Below are 15240 nucleotides of genomic sequence, written 5' to 3'. Positions count from 1 at the left end.
ATGCCCCATGACCATCATCATGAGCACCTCTCGCCCTCGGGCCACCCCTACCGCCCCGACGATGACGTCCCGCTCACCTATTGGCAGACCATGGAGATCGCGATGCGCGAGCTCCTGATCGAGAAGGGCGTGACCACCGCCGCCGAGATCGCCCAGCAGATCGGCGCCATGGATGCCCGCTCCCCCGCCGATGGCGCCGCGGTGGTGGCCCGCGCCTGGGTGGACCCTGATTTCAAGGCGCGTCTGATGGCGGATGGTTCGGCGGCCTGCCGCGAGATGGGCTTTGAGCCCGGCGCGCTGCGCCTTCTCGTGGTCGAGAACACCGCCGACACCCATAACGTGGTGGTCTGCACGCTCTGCTCTTGCTACCCGCGCAACCTGCTGGGCCTGCCGCCGGATTGGTACAAGTCGCGCGCCTACCGCGCGCGCACCGTCAAGGAGCCGCGCAAGGTGCTGGCCGAGTTCGGCGTCGAGCTGCCCGACGACATCACCGTGCGCGTGCATGACAGCACCGCCGACATGCGCTATCTGGTGCTGCCCGCGCGGCCCGCCGGCAGCGACGGCCTCGACGAGGCCGCCCTCGCCGCGCTGGTGACCCGAGACAGCATGATCGGAACGGGACTCCCGCGGCCGCCCGAGTGACCGCGCCCGCCGCGACCGCCCCAAAAAGCGAGCTGGCCCAGGGGATCCTCTGGATCATCGGCGCGATGTTCCTCTTCACCACCATGGACGTGATGGCCAAGGAGGTCGCCCACCGCACCGACACGGTGATGGCGATCTGGGCGCGCTATATGGGGCAGACCGTCGCCGTGACCCTGGTGGTGGTGCCCCGCCTGCGCCAGGTAGCGCGCACCAGTTACCCGGGCCTGCAGTTCCTGCGCTCGGCGCTGCTGCTGGCGGCGACCTGCTGCTTTTTCTTCGGCTTCGTGACCATCGGGATGGCGAACGCGGCGGCGGTGATGTCGCTGAACCCGGTGCTGATCACGCTGGGCGGCGCGCTGATACTGGGCGAGCGCCTGGGCCTGCGCCGGGTGCTGGGCATCGCCGCGGCACTGGTGGGCGCGCTGATCATCATCCGCCCCGGCTCGGACGTGTTCCAGCCCGCGGCCATCCTGCCGCTCGGCGCGGCGGTCTTTGTGAGCGGCTACGCGCTGGCGACGCGGTTTGTGGGCCGCGACGAGGACGTCTGGACCTCGCTGCTTTATACTGCGGCCTTCGGCGCCGTCGCGGTAAGCTGCGTCGTGCCATTCTTTTGGACCCGCCCAGACCCGCTTGCCGCGGGGCTGATGCTGGTGCTCGGATCCGTAGGCGCGGTCGGCCATTTCTGCCTGATCCGCGCCTATATGGCCGCCGAGGCCAGCTCGGTCGCGCCGTTCAGCTATGTCGGGCTGCTGTTTGCGACCCTCTACGGGATCATCTTCTTCGCCGAGGTGCCGCCCTGGACGACCTATCTCGGCGCGCTTGTGATCGTCGCCGCGGGGATCTATGTGTGGCACCGCGAAACACGGGCCCGGCGTCTGACCCAGACAGGCCCCAGTTGATCTGGCGAGGCGATGGTCACCAAACGGCGCGGGGCCCCGGAATACCTGCAGAACCTGGCGATTAGCGCCGTGATCGGGCTGGCGCTGGCCCTGCCCTACCGGGCGCGGGTGCGCTTTGTGGGCCGGGTGATGTCGGCTGTCGTGGCGCCATTGGCGGGCTGGCGGCGGCGCATCCGCGACAACCTTGCGCTGGTGATGCCCGAGCTGCCCGCATCCGAGGTCGACCGCCTCACCCGGCAGGTGCCGAACAATTTCGGGCGCTCGCTGATCGAGAGCTACTCGCGCCAGGCCTTCATCGCGCGGGCGGCGGCGGTGCCGTTTCAGGGCGCCGGCGTCCAGGCGCTTGAGGCCGCGCGGGACGAGAACCGACCCGTCATCCTGGTCACCGGGCATTTTGGCAACCACCAGGCGCCGCGCGCGGCGCTGATCGCAAAGGGCTACCGCGTGGGTGGGCTCTACATGCCGATGTCGAACGGCTACTTCAATGACCGCTACGTGGCCGAGCTGGGCCAGATCGGCGAGCCGCTGTTCGAGCGCTCCCGCAAGGGCCTGGCCGAGATGGTGAAGTTCCTGCGCGGCGGCGGCATGGTGGGCATGGTCGCCGACCACCATATGGCGCATGGCGCGCCGATCGATTTCATGGGCCGGCCTGCCTATACCGCGCTGTCGGCCGCCGAGATGGCGCTGAAATACAACGCCCTGGCGATCCCGATCTATGGCCGCCGCGCGGCGGACGGCTTTGGCTTTGAGATCATCGTCGATGCCCCCATCCCGCCCGGCGATCCCCTAGAGATGACCCGTGCAATGAACGAGAGCCTGGAGCGGCTGGTCGAGGAAAACCCAGAGCAGTGGTTTTGGATCCATCGCCGCTGGAAGACCCCGCCTCAGGCGGCAGTATGACCTGCAAGCTGGATGCCAGCCGCCCGAACGCAGCCGATGCGTAGCACGGCAAGTCCGGGCTCAAAAAAGCGTGGCGCGGATGGCGCAGCCATGCCGCGGCACTCCATTTAACAGCGTTGCGCTCTGGTGAGTGTCCACGGGCCCTAACGCAGGCGGGCGGCGGCAAGGATGGCCCCGGCCCCAGGCTCTTGCACCAGGACGACCACCGGATAGGCGGCGTCGACCTCTGCCTGCAGCGACAGGGGCTCTGCCCCGTCCCAATTGTCCAGCACCTGCCAGTCGGTGACGATATTGGCGTAGTCCAGAGTGCGGCCCTTGTTTTCGCCCCGGCGGATGCTGACGCTGGCGCTTGGCTGGTATTGCACGAGCTGCACAACCATTTGGCCCGTCGGCGCGGTTCGCACCGCGGCGACCGTCAAGTTCGCGCCGTCGCGGGTCAGCGTTATCTCTACGCTCTGGGCGAGGCTGCGGTGCTGTTCGATAAGCTCGGCCAGGCGCATCGGCTTGTAGCCCACCACGTGGTCGCGCCCGCCCACGATCATCTGCGGCGTGTAGATCGTGCGCTGTCCGGCCGCATGCGCATAGGCCTTTTGGCGCGTGGTATGCTCGGGCCGGGCGAATTCGTCCTTCCAGCCGATATAGTCCCAGTAATCGACATGCAGCGCCAGGGGGATCACGTCGTCGCGCTGCGCCAGCTCATGCAGCAGCGCATCCGCGGGCGGGCAGGACGAGCAGCCCTGGCTGGTGTAGAGCTCGATCACGACAGCACGCTCTCCGGCCTGGGCCATACCGCCCAAGCTCGACACAGCAAATACCGCCGCAGCAATTAGTCCTCTAAGCATCTACTCCAGTTCCTTTCCGCAGCACCGGCAACCTTCCGCCCACCAAACCTAAGCAAACCCCCGCTGACACGCCAATCAATGTTTTGCGAGCCGCGTTGCAACAATCGCTGACGCATGCACGCGGCGCGCCGCGGGGCAAGCCGAGCCATCCGCGCCGTCTCTATATGCGTTCAAGCTTTCGAAATCGCAAAGCCGGGGGAGTACCGCGCGGATTTCTCGCATGCTACACTGCGTGGCAGACGCTAAACATGGTGCCGTAGCCCGGGGAGATTGCCATTCTGTGTGCAATGGTATACAATTCATGCACGGTCGAGACGGCATCCCTCGCGATAGCGCGTCCCCTCCCTCCTCGAAACCCAGCCTTATCTCCCCTTGAAAGGAGCGCTAGATGACAATCGTTGTTGGCCAGGACACATCAAAGACCCGCAAGACCCTGACCTCAGGTGGCAGCCAGATCGCCTTCTATTCGATCCCCGCCGCGCAGGCGGCCGGATTGGGTGATTTCTCAAAGCTGCCCGCCGCGCTGAAGGTGGTGCTCGAGAACATGCTGCGGTTCGAGGATGGCGGGCGCACGGTCAGCGTCGACGACATCAAGGCCTTCGCGACCTGGGGCGCCAATGGCGGCAAGAACCCGCGCGAGATTGCCTATCGCCCGGCCCGCGTGCTGATGCAGGACTTCACCGGCGTGCCCGCCGTGGTGGACCTGGCGGCGATGCGCGACGGCATCAAATCGCTGGGCGGCGACCCGCAAAAGATCAACCCGCTGAACCCGGTGGACCTTGTCATCGACCACTCGGTGATGATCGACGAGTTCGGCAACCCCCGCGCCTTCCAGATGAATGTCGACCGCGAGTATGAGCGCAATATGGAGCGCTACACCTTCCTCAAATGGGGCCAGTCGGCGTTCAACAACTTCCGCGTGGTGCCCCCCGGGACCGGCATCTGCCACCAGGTGAACCTGGAGTACCTCTCCCAGACCGTTTGGACCGATGAGGACCAGAATGGCGAGACCGTGGCCTATCCCGACACGCTTGTGGGCACCGACAGCCACACCACCATGGTCAACGGTGCCGCGGTGCTGGGCTGGGGCGTCGGCGGGATCGAGGCCGAGGCTGCCATGCTGGGCCAGCCGATCTCGATGCTGATCCCCGAGGTCGTGGGGTTCGAGCTGACCGGCTCGATGGTCGAGGGCACCACCGGCACCGATCTTGTGCTGAAGGTCGTGGAGATGCTGCGCGCGCGCGGCGTGGTGGGCAAGTTTGTCGAGTTCTACGGCGAGGGTCTGAACCGCCTGCCCCTGGCGGACCGCGCCACCATCGCCAATATGGCGCCCGAATACGGCGCCACCTGCGGCTTTTTCCCCATCGATGGCGAGACCCTGCGCTACCTGCGCACCACCGGCCGCGACGAGGACCGCATCGCCCTGGTCGAGGCCTATGCCAAAGAGAACGGCTTCTGGCGCGGCGATGATTACGCGCCAATCTACACCGACACGCTGCACCTGGACATGGGCACCATCGTGCCCGCGATCTCTGGCCCCAAGCGGCCGCAGGACTTCGTGGCGCTGACCGGCGCCAAGGCGGCCTTTACCCGCGAGATGGAAGAGACCTTCAAGCGCCCGATGGGCAAAGAGGTCGCCGTCGCCGGCGAGGATTACACCATGGAGAGCGGCAAGGTCGTGATCGCCTCGATCACCTCCTGCACCAACACCTCGAACCCCTATGTGATGATCGGCGCCGGGATCGTGGCCCGCAAGGCGCGCGCGCTTGGCCTGACCCGCAAGCCCTGGGTGAAGACCTCGCTGGCGCCGGGCAGCCAGGTCGTGAGCGCCTATCTGGAGGCCGCCGAGCTGCAGGACGACCTGGACGCCATTGGGTTCAACCTGGTGGGCTATGGCTGCACCACCTGCATCGGCAACTCTGGCCCGTTGCAGCCCGAGATCAGCCAGGCCATCGCCGAGGGCGACCTTGTGGCGACCTCGGTGCTGTCGGGCAACCGCAACTTCGAGGGGCGCATCTCGCCGGACGTGCGCGCCAACTACCTGGCCTCGCCGCCGCTGGTGGTGGCCTATGCGCTGGCGGGCACGATGGATATCGACCTCGCAAGCGACCCGATCGCGCAGACCCCGGACGGCAAGGACGTCTACCTGCGTGACATCTGGCCCGACCAGGCCGAGATCGCCGAGATGGTCGAGCGCACCGTGACCCGCGCCGCCTTCCTGGAGAAATACGCCGAGGTCTTCACCGGCGACGAGAAATGGCAGGGCGTCAGCGTCCCGCAGCAAGAGACCTATGACTGGCCCGCGACGTCCACCTATGTGCAGAACCCGCCCTACTTCCAGGGAATGACCATGGAAACCAATGAGATAACGGATATCACGGGCGCGCGGATCATGGCCCTGCTGGGCGACATGATCACCACCGACCACATCTCGCCGGCCGGTTCCTTCAAGGACACCACCCCCGCCGGGCAGTATCTGATCGAGCGGCAGGTGCCGGTGCGGGAGTTCAACTCCTACGGCTCCCGGCGGGGCAATCACGAGGTGATGATGCGCGGCACCTTCGCCAATATCCGCATCAAGAACGAGATGCTGGACGGGGTCGAGGGCGGCTATACGCTTGGGCCGGACGGGCAGCAGACCTCGATCTATGAGGCGGCGATGGCCTTCCAGGAGGCTGGGGTGCCCTTGGTGGTCTTCGGCGGCGAGCAATACGGCGCGGGCTCGTCCCGTGACTGGGCTGCAAAGGGCACGGCTCTGCTTGGCGTCAAGGCCGTGATCGCCGAGAGCTTTGAGCGCATCCACCGCTCCAACCTGGTGGGCATGGGCGTGATCCCGTTTGAGTTCACCGGCGGCGTGACCCGTAAGTCCTTGGGATTGAAGGGCGACGAGACGGTCAGCATCCACGGGCTGGAGGGCGTGCAGCCGCTGCAGGAGGTCCCGGCGACGATCACCACGGCCGACGGCACGGTGCATGACATCACGCTGAAATGCCGGATCGATACCGGGGTCGAGATCGAATACATCGAGAATGGCGGTGTGCTGCATTACGTGCTGCGCAACCTCGCCAAGGCGGCCTAGACTTTGCCGTAGGATGGGGTTCAACCCCATCCTACCCTTGCCGAGGCGGATTGCTCCGCGCGCCGGTCGCGGCGGGCCTTACCGAGGGGTAAACCCTGCGCGCGGCGAGTCCGAGCGCGGGGCCGCGAATCGATGGGTTAACACCTTATTTTGCTGGAAAATCGCCGGTCGGCGAAACGTCGGCATAGTGTCGGCCTTGCGTATGGCACCCTGTCCGACAAAGCCCATGGTTAACAAACCGCGCGGTGGGTTTGGGGTTTGTTGGGGGGCTTTCAGGGCTGCGTGAGGCCACGCTCCCTACGGCTTGCTGACAGATTGCGAGATCCAATATGTCGAAAACGACCGCGCGCCGCATTTCGTGCGACGGAACCCAATCAAGGCGGCGAAATCCAAACGGTGTGTGTGCCTCCACCCTTCTTGTACGCTGCGCCGGGAATGCCAAAAAGGTTGATATAAGTCTTCATCCAACGCAAAGTAGATTGGCGTCGAAAATAACTTTAAAGGTAATGTAATGGCACTTTCCACCCAACAACAAATGCTAGTCGAACAACGCGTTGGAAACGATAGCAAATCAATTCTTGTTGCGTATCTATTAGCGATCTTTTTTGGCGGCTTCGGTATCCATAGGTTTTATCTCGGGCGTTCCGGTTCAGCTGCAGCAATGCTTATTATGTTCGTACTTGGCTGGGTAACGTTCGCCATTGTAGTGGGAATCATCCTGCTGATTGCGGTGGGTATATGGGTGATCGTCGACCTTTTCCTGATTCCAGGGATGGTTGAAAGCCAAAAGAATGATGTTAGGGCCCGCATTAGTCAGGAACTGGAAGCCATGGGCGGCGACGATACTGGCGGTTAATGTTGACGATGGTCGGTGCCGTGGCCTTGGCTCCAGCGAAGAGACAACGCTGAAACGCCGGATCGATACCGGGGTCGAGATCGAATAGATCGAGAATGGCGGCGTGCGGCACCACGTGCGGCGCAACCTCGCCAAGGCGGCCTAGACCTGTGTTGGGGGGCTCTACCCGGCTTGCCGCCTGACGCCCTCCGCAAGCGCCTGACGCTGCGGTCGGCCGATCATGCGGCGGCCCAGATTGCGCTCTTTTACTGCCCACGTTAAAAAGCAAAGAGGCACACCCGGAAAAGGTATGAACCGGGCGCGGATGGCCAATTGTCAGATGCGCGCGCGTTTCCGCCTGGATCGCGTCGAGGACGCCCCCCGGCGCTTGTCGGCCTAGGCCCGGACAGCTAGACTTTGCCGCAATGGCGGTTACGCGCAAACAGATGCGGTTGCTCTTGGCGTCGGCTTTGTCCGCGCTCGGCGCCGGCATGGCCTGTTTCGCGCAGAGCCCCGCCGAGGACAGCCCAGCGGGTCCAGCTCAGCACCCCTGCGTGCAGATCGAGCCCGTCGCCGCGCCGGAGGTCTCGATCCAGGCCTGCACCGATCTGATCCAAACGGCGCCAACCAAGGCCCTTCTAAGCTTCGCCCTGACCAACCGCGGCATCGCGCGGCGCGAGCTTGGGGCGTTCACCCAGAGCGTCGCGGATCTCGAGGCCGCGCTGGCCCTGGACCCGGACCCGGGCATCCAGCGCATGCTGGCCTGGACCTATCGCGAGATGGGCGAGAGCGCCCGCGCCGAGGCGCTTTACACCGAAATCCTAGAGGCCGACCCGCATTGGCAGGGCTGGCTGTCGCGCTGCGTGGTGCGCCAGGACCTTGGCAAGTTCGAGGCCGCTCTTGCGGACTGCCAAGCCGCCCGCGCGCAGGACCCCGACAACGAGGACGTGACCTATTTCACCATCCGCGCGCTGAACTTCCTGCAAGACGGGCGCACGGCGCTGCCGCTGGTGCGCGCCGCGATTGAACGCGCCCCCGATGACGCGCGCCTCACCGCCGAGCTGGTCTGGGCGCTTTACTACAGCGGGCAGAAACGCCGCGCGGTGGCCAAGGCGCGGGCCGCCCTGCTGGATTCGCCGGACGACCAGGACCTTTTGCTCTTTCTTGAGACCGCCCAGCCCTGAACGCGCCCCGCATCGTTTCGCGATGCGAGACGGTCCCGCCATTGTGCATCCATTGTGCCGCAGCGTGCAGAAAAAATGTCTATAAACCCGCAAGTTGTTTGAGCTCACCCCGCGAAGAGGCTAGGGTTGCGACGTCGACTTGGGGGCTGACATGAAAACGAGTATAAGCGTCGCTTTGAAGCGCTACGTGCCGACCTTTCACCTCTTAGAGGTCGGCTTCTTCACGGTGATGATCCTGACGATGTCGCTCGCGGGCTAAGGCCCGGCGGGCGCTATTCGTCCAGCACCCGCCGCAGCGCGGGCAGGAACCGCTTTTCGTAATCGGTGCCGACCAGCGGGCCGATAAAGCGGAACGCCACCTTGCCATCCTTGCCAATGATGAAGGTCTCCGGCGGGGCCGTCACGCCCCAATCAATGGAGGTGCGCCCGCGCGGATCGAACGCCACCCCGGCATAGGGGTTGCCGTCCTTGGTCAGGAACCCCAGCGCGTCATCCTCTTGATCGCGCATATTGATGCCCGCGATCGCCAGGCCCTCGGCCTGCAGGGCCATCAGCCGCGGGTGCTCGGCATGGCAGGGCGGGCACCAGGACGCAAAGAAGTTCACCAGGCGCACCTCTCCGGCCGCGAGGGCCTCGGCCGAGACCCCCGGCACGCCGGGCAGCGCGGCCTCCGTCACCGCGGGCGCCGGCTTGCCAATGAAGGCCGAGGGCAGCTCGTCCGGATGGGTGCGCTGCATGCCAACGTAAAAGGCCAGCGCCAGGCCGGCAAAGACCAGCGGCGGCAGCAGCATGAGCGGCTTAACGGGCATCGCGGCGCGCCTCCGCCTCGGCCAGGCGCTGCCGGGCGCGGCGCGCCTGCAGCACCGACAGCACCACGATCCCCAGAATCAGCGCCAGGCTGACGCCATAGGCGGACAGGACCGCGCCCGCGTATTTCCCAAGGTCCGGCATCATGCCATCCGCTCCCGCAGCTCAAGCGCATTCAACTGGCGGCGATAGATCTCGGTCCGAGTGCGCAGAAGGACCAGCGCGACGAACAGCAGGAACATCCCCACAAAGCAGACCACGAAGGGGCGGTAAAAGATCGGCGCGACCGTCTCGACCGCCTCGGGGTTTGTGACCGCCTCGACCCGGAACACCGACGAGCCCTGGTGCAGCCCCTGGTTCCAGAAATGCGACGCGTAGCGGCTGAGCACCGCGAAGACCGAGCCCACAAGGCACAGCATCGAGGTCAGGTCGGCGGCGGTGTCCGGGTCCTCGATGGCCTGCCATAGGGCCACGTAGCCCAGGTAGAACAGGAAGAAGATCAGAAACGAGGTCAGGCGCGGGTCCCAGGCCCACCAGGTGCCCCACATCGGCTGCCCCCAGATCGCCCCGGTCACCAGCGCGATCAGCGTGAAGGTGATCCCCACCGGCGCGGCGGCCTTGGCCGCCAAGGCGCTGACATGGTGGCGCCGGATCAGCCAGACCAGCGAGGCCACCAGCATCATCAGCCAGGCCCCGATCGACATCGTCGCCGCGGGCACGTGCAAATAAAAGATCTTCACCGTCGAGCCCTGCCGGTAATCATCCGGCGTGAAGAAGAAGCCCCAAACCAGCCCGCCGATCAGGCAGGCGCCCGCCAGCACCGCGAGCACCGGAATCAACCGGTCCGCCGTGGCGATGAACTTGCGCGGGTTTGCGTATTCCCAAAGTGACATGGCGCCCATGTAATCGCAGTTAACCGCCGCAACAATGCGGCACGTGGACTTCCCCCGCAAATTCGCGTTACGAGGGCGCCCATGGCCATCGACACCCTGCCCCCGCTGCGCGACGTAATCGCCGCCCACGAGCTGCGCGCGCGCAAGTCTCTGGGGCAGAACTTCCTTTTGGACCTCAACCTCACGGCCAAGATCGCCCGCGCCGCAGGGGATCTTGGCGGCGCGGACGTGCTCGAGGTCGGCCCCGGCCCCGGCGGGCTGACCCGCGGGCTCCTGGCGGAGGGCGCGCGCAAGGTGCTGGCGGTCGAGAAGGACACGCGCTGCCTGCCGGCGCTGGCCGAGATCGCCGCCGCCTATCCCGGCAGGCTGGAGGTGGTGAATGGCGACGCGCTGGAGCTCGACCCGCTGGCGCATCTGACGCCGCCGATCAAGGTGGTGGCGAACCTGCCCTATAACGTCGGCACCGAGCTCTTGGTGCGCTGGTTGACCCCCGCCGCCTGGCCGCCCACCTGGAGCAGCCTGACCCTGATGTTCCAGCGCGAGGTGGCGCAGCGCATTGTGGCCGCGCCGGGCAGCAAGGCCTATGGGCGGCTGGCGCTCTTGGCGCAGTGGCGCACCAGGCCGCGCATTGTCATGGACCTGCCGCCCGAGGCCTTCACCCCCGCGCCGAAAGTCCGCTCTGCCGTGGTGCATCTCGAGGCGCTGCCCGAGCCACGTTTTCCGGCCGATCCCAAAGTCTTAGAGCGCGTTGTTGCGGCGGGTTTCAACCAGCGCCGCAAGATGCTGCGGGCCTCGCTGAAGGGGTTGGCGCCGCATATCGAGGAGGTCCTGGAAAGCGTCGGCATCGACCCGACCGCGCGGGCCGAGACGCTGTCGCTAGAGCAATTCTGCGCGCTTGCGCGGGCGTTGCAGCGGTGATGCCTGGTGCGACGCCGATTTCTTGAAGAAATCGGCAAAACTCTGAATTCAGAGTTTTGGACGCGCGTCGCCCGCGATCCGCCATCTTTCAAAAGCGTTACACCGATCCTCGCGCAACCAACTTCCTTGGAAGGAAGTTGCAAATCTCTTGCAAGAGATTTGGTCCGGCCGCGCGCGATCCGCTCTAGCGCAGCCCGCCCGCGATCCGCACCGCCTCGGGACGCGCCCGCAAGCGCAGCATCGCCCAGGCGCCCAGGATCGGCCCCGGCACCAGCACCAGGAAGGTCCAGCGCCAGCCCACCGTCTCGGCGATCTGCGGCACCAGCCAGATGGTGAAGATCGTGATCGCAAACCCCACGCCCATCTGGAAGGCCAGCGCCGAGCCGACAAAGCTCTGATCCGCCAGCTCGGTGACCGCCGCCGAGAACTGCGCGCTGTCGGCCACCACCGTCAGCCCCCAGAGCAAGGCGATGACCAGGAACGCCCAGGGCGCGCCGATGAACACCCCGATCAACAACGCGCACATGCCCGAGACCGCCATCGCCAGCGCGGTGGTGTAGCAGCGCCCGATCCGGTCCGCCAGCAACCCCGCCAGGACGCATCCCGGCGCCCCCATCGCGATCACGGCGAAGACCAGAACGGAGGCATTCCAGCCCCACTCGCCATGGGCGGTCGCCGCGCTGGCATAGGCCAGGAACCAGCCCCACATCGCGTAAAGCTCCCACATGTGGCCAAAATACCCCAAATTCGCCAGCATCACCGGGCGGTTGCGCAGGATCGCGCCCACCTGGCGCGGGTCCACTTTCGCCCTGGCGAACCCATGCGGGCCCTCGACCAGCGCAAAGGCAAAGATCAGCGCCGCAACCAGGCAGGCCAGCGAGGCCACGGCGACGACCAGCCGCCAATCCACGCCTGCGCCGGCAGCGCGCACCAGATGCGGCAGCGCGGATCCCAGGGTCAAGGCCCCAACCATGGCGCCCATGGCAAAGCCGCGCCCCTTCTGGAACCAGGTGGCGATGAACTTGAGCGATGGCGGATAGATCGCCGCCAAGGCCACCCCCGTTAGGCATCGCGCCGCGATAGCGGCGCCGCCGCCCGGCTCAAAAAGCAGCACGGCATTGGCAATTGCCGCGAGCAGCGCGGCCCCGGCCATCAGCCGCGTCAGCGGCACCACATCGGCGATGGCCAGGAGGCTTGAGACCAGCGCCCCCACCACGAACCCAAGCTGCACCGCATTTGTCAGCCACCCGGCCTGCTGCGCGCTGAGCCCCCAGGCGGCGACCAGCTCTGGCGCCACCGCGGTGGCCGAGAACCAGGTGGTCAGCGCCAGCACCACGGCCAGCCCGGTCAGCACCAGAGCGCGCCAGCGCGCGCCGGCCTCACTCATATCCGCTGCTCGTGTGGGTGTCCCGCATCCTCATCCAGATAGCAATCCAGCAAAGCCCACCACTTGGCAAGCCATTGCCGGGTTACGTTTGTTGCAGGATCGCGCCGCGGGCGTACTCAGCCCATTCCGGGGTGCCCTCGCGGATGAATACACCAACACATGATGGCGCGCAGTTTACGTGGGGTTCGTCCGCGCGCAACGCTGGCGGCGCAGGCGCAATTGTGTCTATAAAGGAAACAATTAAACCAAAGAGCAGCGGCAGCATGGCCAAGAGACCCGAAAATAGTAAAGATTTCAATGTTATGATCGTCGGACAGGCCGGGCGGCTGCAATATGAGGCGGTGCTCTTCGCGGCCAGCCTGCGGCACGCTGACCCCGGCTTCAAAGGCCGCTTGATCCTGGCCGAGCCGCAGCAGGGCGGCAAGTGGCCCAACAACCCCACCATCCGCAACCCCGAGATCCGCGCCCTGCTGGAGATGCTCGACGTCGAGATCCGCCCCTTCGAGGCGCGCCATTTCGGCGAGGGCTACCCGCCAGGCAACAAGATCGAGGCGCTGCAGGTGCTGCCCGAGGGCGAGCCCTTTGTCTTCTTCGACACCGACACGCTTGTGACCGGCGCCCTGAGCCAGGTGCCGTTCGATTTCGACCGCCCCTGCGCCTCGCTGCGCCGCGAGGGCACCTGGCCCGAGCCCGAGCTATATGGCCCCGGCTACGCCGAGATCTGGGGCGCGCTCTACGACAAGTTCGACCTGGATATCACCCCCACCATCGACGAGAGCGAGCCCGAGGAGTTCTGGCGCCGGTTCATGTATTTTAACGCCGGTTGGTTCTTTTATAGCTGCCCGAAGGCGTTCGGCGCGCGCTTTTTGGAGTACACGCTGGCGATCCGCCAGGACCCGCCTAAGGAGCTGATCGGACAGGCGCTTTTCCCCTGGCTGGACCAGATCGCCCTGCCCCTGGTGATCCATTCCCTTGGCGGCGCGCGGCGGACCATCCCAGAGGGTCTTCTGGACGGCGATGTAACCTGCCACTACCGCGTCTTCCCGCTGCTTTACGCCCGCGAAACGGACCGCGTGGTGGACATACTCGAGACCGTGTCGGCGCCCAACAAGATCAAGAAGGTCCTGAAGGCCTACGAGCCGATCAAGAAGATGGTCTATCAGCGCAAGGGGCACAAGGTGCGCGCGCTGTTTGACCGCGAGCACCTGCCCGGGCGCGAGCAGATGATCCGCAACCAGATCAAGAAGGCCAATCTCTGGATGCGCTGAGCCATGCGGCGGTGACCCGGTGATCGCGAAATCCTCTCGGATGGTGCTGATATAGCCCTTGCCTTGCCTTTTTGGGGGGGTCGTTGCCGGCACAGGCAAGATCGGAATGGTTACCTCTTTCTCCCACCCGCGGGATAAGTTAACGATTTATTCACCATTAAGTTGTGCAACCATTGGTAACGCCACGCCGAACCTCAACACATGAAAGGGATACCACATGCGACTGGTTCTATCGACTTTCCTGTCTCTGGGCCTCGCCGCCACGGCCTTCGCCGCCGAGCTTGCCGCGCCGCAGGGCCGCGTTCTGCTGACCGTGGCCGGCGACCTGCCCGCCGGAAACACCGACCCGCTGAAACCCGAGGCGGTCAACGTGTCCGGCTTCTTGGGGATTGAGTACGACAAAGCGGTCGCCTTCGATGACGCCATGCTAAGCGGGCTGTCCCAGCACGAGATCGCGGCAAAGCTTCTGGATACGGGCCGCGAGGTCACCTATTCCGGGCCGCGCCTCAGCGATGTGCTGGCCGCCGCCGGGGCGGAAGGCAAGCTGGCCAGCCCCACCGCGCTGGACGGCTATAGCGCCGAGCTGAGCTGGGACACCATCAAGCAGCACGAGCCCATCCTGGCCACCCATGCCGACGGCCGCCCGCTGGAGATCGGCAAGCTCGGCCCCGCGATGATCGTCTTCCCGGTGATCGACGACAAGGAGGCCTATGCGGAGTTCAGCGCGATGGAAGTGTTCGCGACCTTCTATATCGGCATCGAATAGCCGGTAGAGTGCACCGACGGCGCGCCCCTAAGGGATCGCAACCGAGGCCGCGCTTGGGCCGCGCCGAACCTCATCGAAGTAGATCACTTGCGTAGGCACCGTGGGGTTCACCCGCGCGCGATACTTGTCCAGGCCAGTTCGATAAAGCCCGAACTTGAACTTCGGCGCTACATTTCGGTTCAGGTTACGTCCTTGATGTTGGTGCACCAGCTTGTCCCCAAGCCACACCTGGATCACGCCGGAATCCTTTGCGGACCAAACCGCTCGCACGCGAAAATCGTGCCAGCGTCCACGCAGGCGGCTATTCGGTATGACCGTCTTGATCACCATCGGCTTGGGCGGCGCGCGGTCGTCGCTCTGCTGCGTCCTGGGATCGTCTTGCACCAGAATAAGCCCTTCGCGCCACATCTCGAACCCTAGCGTGATCTCGCCCGACCCTTTGCTATCCTGAAACTGCGCCAAAATCGTGCCCGAGGGGTCAATATGCGGCGTGCCCTTGGGAACCATGACGGAGAACGCATACCACTGCTCGCGTTCGGTCTTTATCGCCTTTTCATCGCTGATCTCGCTGCGCTCGCGCTGGCCTTTGCAGTCGTTGTAATTGCGGTTACCGGCGCATTGCCCGTTTGCGACCACAAAGGCGAGCGCCTTGGACCCGGCACGCACGGGGTGCTCTGGTGCCCGTACCGTCTTGGCCTTATTCTTAGAGTTCGCGTGGCGGATCTTAATCCCCTCCGCGGTGTCGGCCAGGGCCGAAAGCGGCAGGAAACACGTGAGGATGATCGCGAAGACTCGGAGTCTCAACCTAGCCTCTCCTGGC

Annotated in this window: 16 protein-coding genes; 9 read left to right on the top strand and 7 right to left on the bottom strand. The window is 65.3% G+C overall.

The genetic code is table 11. The annotated features are described in order from the left end of the window. Genes nthA through AIOL_RS09780 form a run of 3 tightly spaced genes read left to right on the top strand, consistent with a single transcriptional unit; the run spans position 1 to position 2441 of the window. The gene (gene nthA, locus AIOL_RS09790) at positions 1-642 is read left to right on the top strand and encodes a nitrile hydratase subunit alpha (RefSeq protein ID WP_049642811.1); all 642 of its coding nucleotides are present in this window, start codon (positions 1-3) and stop codon (positions 640-642) included. Further along, positions 639-1541, top strand: a complete 903-nt coding sequence (locus tag AIOL_RS09785) for a DMT family transporter (protein WP_235438957.1) — start codon at positions 639-641, stop codon at positions 1539-1541. Before nthA ends, AIOL_RS09785 begins: the two co-directional genes overlap by 4 nt. A gap of 12 nt (positions 1542-1553) precedes the next feature. Further along, complete coding sequence (locus AIOL_RS09780) at positions 1554-2441, top strand: lysophospholipid acyltransferase family protein (protein ID WP_049642810.1); 888 nt, start codon at positions 1554-1556, stop codon at positions 2439-2441. 143 nt (positions 2442-2584) lie between these two features. Here AIOL_RS09780 and AIOL_RS09775 read toward each other — a convergent pair whose 3' ends face one another. Continuing rightward, positions 2585-3283, bottom strand: coding sequence for a DUF1223 domain-containing protein (locus tag AIOL_RS09775; RefSeq protein WP_082152514.1), 699 nt, complete (start codon positions 3281-3283; stop codon positions 2585-2587). A 388-nt stretch (positions 3284-3671) separates the two neighbouring features. Here AIOL_RS09775 and acnA point away from each other — a divergent pair, with 388 nt between their 5' ends. The 3 genes from acnA to AIOL_RS09760 all read left to right on the top strand — a co-directional run bounded on the left by acnA (position 3672) and on the right by AIOL_RS09760 (position 8381). Further along, positions 3672-6362 carry an aconitate hydratase AcnA gene (acnA, locus tag AIOL_RS09770; protein WP_049642808.1) on the top strand — a complete coding sequence of 897 codons (2691 nt, stop codon included), beginning with the start codon at positions 3672-3674 and terminating at the stop codon, positions 6360-6362. 511 nt (positions 6363-6873) lie between these two features. Further along, complete coding sequence (locus AIOL_RS09765; protein WP_049642807.1) at positions 6874-7218, top strand: TM2 domain-containing protein; 345 nt, start codon at positions 6874-6876, stop codon at positions 7216-7218. A gap of 425 nt (positions 7219-7643) precedes the next feature. Next, positions 7644-8381 carry a tetratricopeptide repeat protein gene (locus tag AIOL_RS09760; RefSeq protein ID WP_160314453.1) on the top strand — a complete coding sequence of 246 codons (738 nt, stop codon included), beginning with the start codon at positions 7644-7646 and terminating at the stop codon, positions 8379-8381. A gap of 272 nt (positions 8382-8653) precedes the next feature. On the opposite strand, the gene AIOL_RS09755 is transcribed toward AIOL_RS09760, so the two are convergent. From AIOL_RS09755 to ccmC, 3 genes are read right to left on the bottom strand one after another with little or no spacing between them, the layout of a single operon-like run. Beyond that, positions 8654-9190 carry a DsbE family thiol:disulfide interchange protein gene (locus AIOL_RS09755; protein ID WP_235438956.1) on the bottom strand — a complete coding sequence of 179 codons (537 nt, stop codon included), beginning with the start codon at positions 9188-9190 and terminating at the stop codon, positions 8654-8656. Further along, positions 9180-9335: a heme exporter protein CcmD gene (ccmD, locus tag AIOL_RS24365; protein ID WP_082152513.1), complete on the bottom strand. Its 156-nt coding sequence runs from the start codon at positions 9333-9335 to the stop codon at positions 9180-9182. Before ccmD ends, AIOL_RS09755 begins: the two co-directional genes overlap by 11 nt. Then, entirely contained in the window at positions 9332-10081 is a 750-nt protein-coding gene (gene ccmC / locus AIOL_RS09750) for a heme ABC transporter permease CcmC (protein ID WP_049645364.1), read from the bottom strand. The genes ccmD and ccmC overlap by 4 nt, the downstream gene beginning before the upstream one ends. Positions 10082-10162: 81 nt before the next feature. Between ccmC and rsmA the strand changes: the two genes are divergently transcribed. After that, positions 10163-10999 (top strand): 16S rRNA (adenine(1518)-N(6)/adenine(1519)-N(6))-dimethyltransferase RsmA, encoded by an 837-nt coding sequence (gene rsmA, locus AIOL_RS09745; RefSeq protein WP_049642804.1) that lies wholly within the window; start codon positions 10163-10165, stop codon positions 10997-10999. A gap of 184 nt (positions 11000-11183) precedes the next feature. Here the strand turns inward: rsmA and AIOL_RS09740 are convergent, their stop codons facing one another. Then, on the bottom strand, positions 11184-12386 hold the full coding sequence (locus AIOL_RS09740; protein ID WP_049642803.1) for an MFS transporter: 1203 nt from the start codon (positions 12384-12386) through the stop codon (positions 11184-11186). A gap of 82 nt (positions 12387-12468) precedes the next feature. Then, positions 12469-12684 carry a hypothetical protein gene (locus AIOL_RS25875; RefSeq protein WP_235438955.1) on the bottom strand — a complete coding sequence of 72 codons (216 nt, stop codon included), beginning with the start codon at positions 12682-12684 and terminating at the stop codon, positions 12469-12471. 4 nt (positions 12685-12688) lie between these two features. Here AIOL_RS25875 and AIOL_RS09735 point away from each other — a divergent pair, with 4 nt between their 5' ends. After that, positions 12689-13654, top strand: coding sequence for a hypothetical protein (locus AIOL_RS09735; protein WP_235438953.1), 966 nt, complete (start codon positions 12689-12691; stop codon positions 13652-13654). A gap of 217 nt (positions 13655-13871) precedes the next feature. After that, complete coding sequence (locus AIOL_RS09730; RefSeq protein ID WP_049642801.1) at positions 13872-14420, top strand: hypothetical protein; 549 nt, start codon at positions 13872-13874, stop codon at positions 14418-14420. Positions 14421-14447: 27 nt separating this feature from the next. On the opposite strand, the gene AIOL_RS09725 is transcribed toward AIOL_RS09730, so the two are convergent. Then, positions 14448-15224 carry a polysaccharide lyase gene (locus AIOL_RS09725; RefSeq protein WP_160314452.1) on the bottom strand — a complete coding sequence of 259 codons (777 nt, stop codon included), beginning with the start codon at positions 15222-15224 and terminating at the stop codon, positions 14448-14450. Between the last annotated feature and the right edge of the window lie 16 nt (positions 15225-15240).

Origin of the sequence: Candidatus Rhodobacter oscarellae (assembly GCF_001078595.1) — a bacterium.
Classification (GTDB): Bacteria; Pseudomonadota; Alphaproteobacteria; order Rhodobacterales; family Rhodobacteraceae; genus Rhodobacter_B; species Rhodobacter_B oscarellae.
The sequence above is the reverse complement of the archived record's forward strand: the minus strand, read 5'-3'. Positions and strand labels throughout refer to the sequence as shown.

Excerpts from the sequence above, each read along its gene's own strand:
- nthA (WP_049642811.1), top strand. The coding sequence starts at position 1 with ATGCCCCATGACCATCATCATGAGCACCTCTCGCCCTCGGGCCACCCC.
- AIOL_RS09780 (WP_049642810.1), top strand. The coding sequence starts at position 1,554 with ATGGTCACCAAACGGCGCGGGGCCCCGGAATACCTGCAGAACCTGGCG.
- AIOL_RS09775 (WP_082152514.1), bottom strand. The coding sequence starts at position 3,283 with ATGCTTAGAGGACTAATTGCTGCGGCGGTATTTGCTGTGTCGAGCTTG.
- acnA (WP_049642808.1), top strand. The coding sequence starts at position 3,672 with ATGACAATCGTTGTTGGCCAGGACACATCAAAGACCCGCAAGACCCTG.
- AIOL_RS09765 (WP_049642807.1), top strand. The coding sequence starts at position 6,874 with ATGGCACTTTCCACCCAACAACAAATGCTAGTCGAACAACGCGTTGGA.
- AIOL_RS09760 (WP_160314453.1), top strand. The coding sequence starts at position 7,644 with ATGCGGTTGCTCTTGGCGTCGGCTTTGTCCGCGCTCGGCGCCGGCATG.
- AIOL_RS09755 (WP_235438956.1), bottom strand. The coding sequence starts at position 9,190 with ATGCCCGTTAAGCCGCTCATGCTGCTGCCGCCGCTGGTCTTTGCCGGC.
- ccmD (WP_082152513.1), bottom strand. The coding sequence starts at position 9,335 with ATGATGCCGGACCTTGGGAAATACGCGGGCGCGGTCCTGTCCGCCTAT.
- ccmC (WP_049645364.1), bottom strand. The coding sequence starts at position 10,081 with ATGTCACTTTGGGAATACGCAAACCCGCGCAAGTTCATCGCCACGGCG.
- rsmA (WP_049642804.1), top strand. The coding sequence starts at position 10,163 with ATGGCCATCGACACCCTGCCCCCGCTGCGCGACGTAATCGCCGCCCAC.
- AIOL_RS09740 (WP_049642803.1), bottom strand. The coding sequence starts at position 12,386 with ATGAGTGAGGCCGGCGCGCGCTGGCGCGCTCTGGTGCTGACCGGGCTG.
- AIOL_RS09735 (WP_235438953.1), top strand. The coding sequence starts at position 12,689 with ATGATCGTCGGACAGGCCGGGCGGCTGCAATATGAGGCGGTGCTCTTC.
- AIOL_RS09730 (WP_049642801.1), top strand. The coding sequence starts at position 13,872 with ATGCGACTGGTTCTATCGACTTTCCTGTCTCTGGGCCTCGCCGCCACG.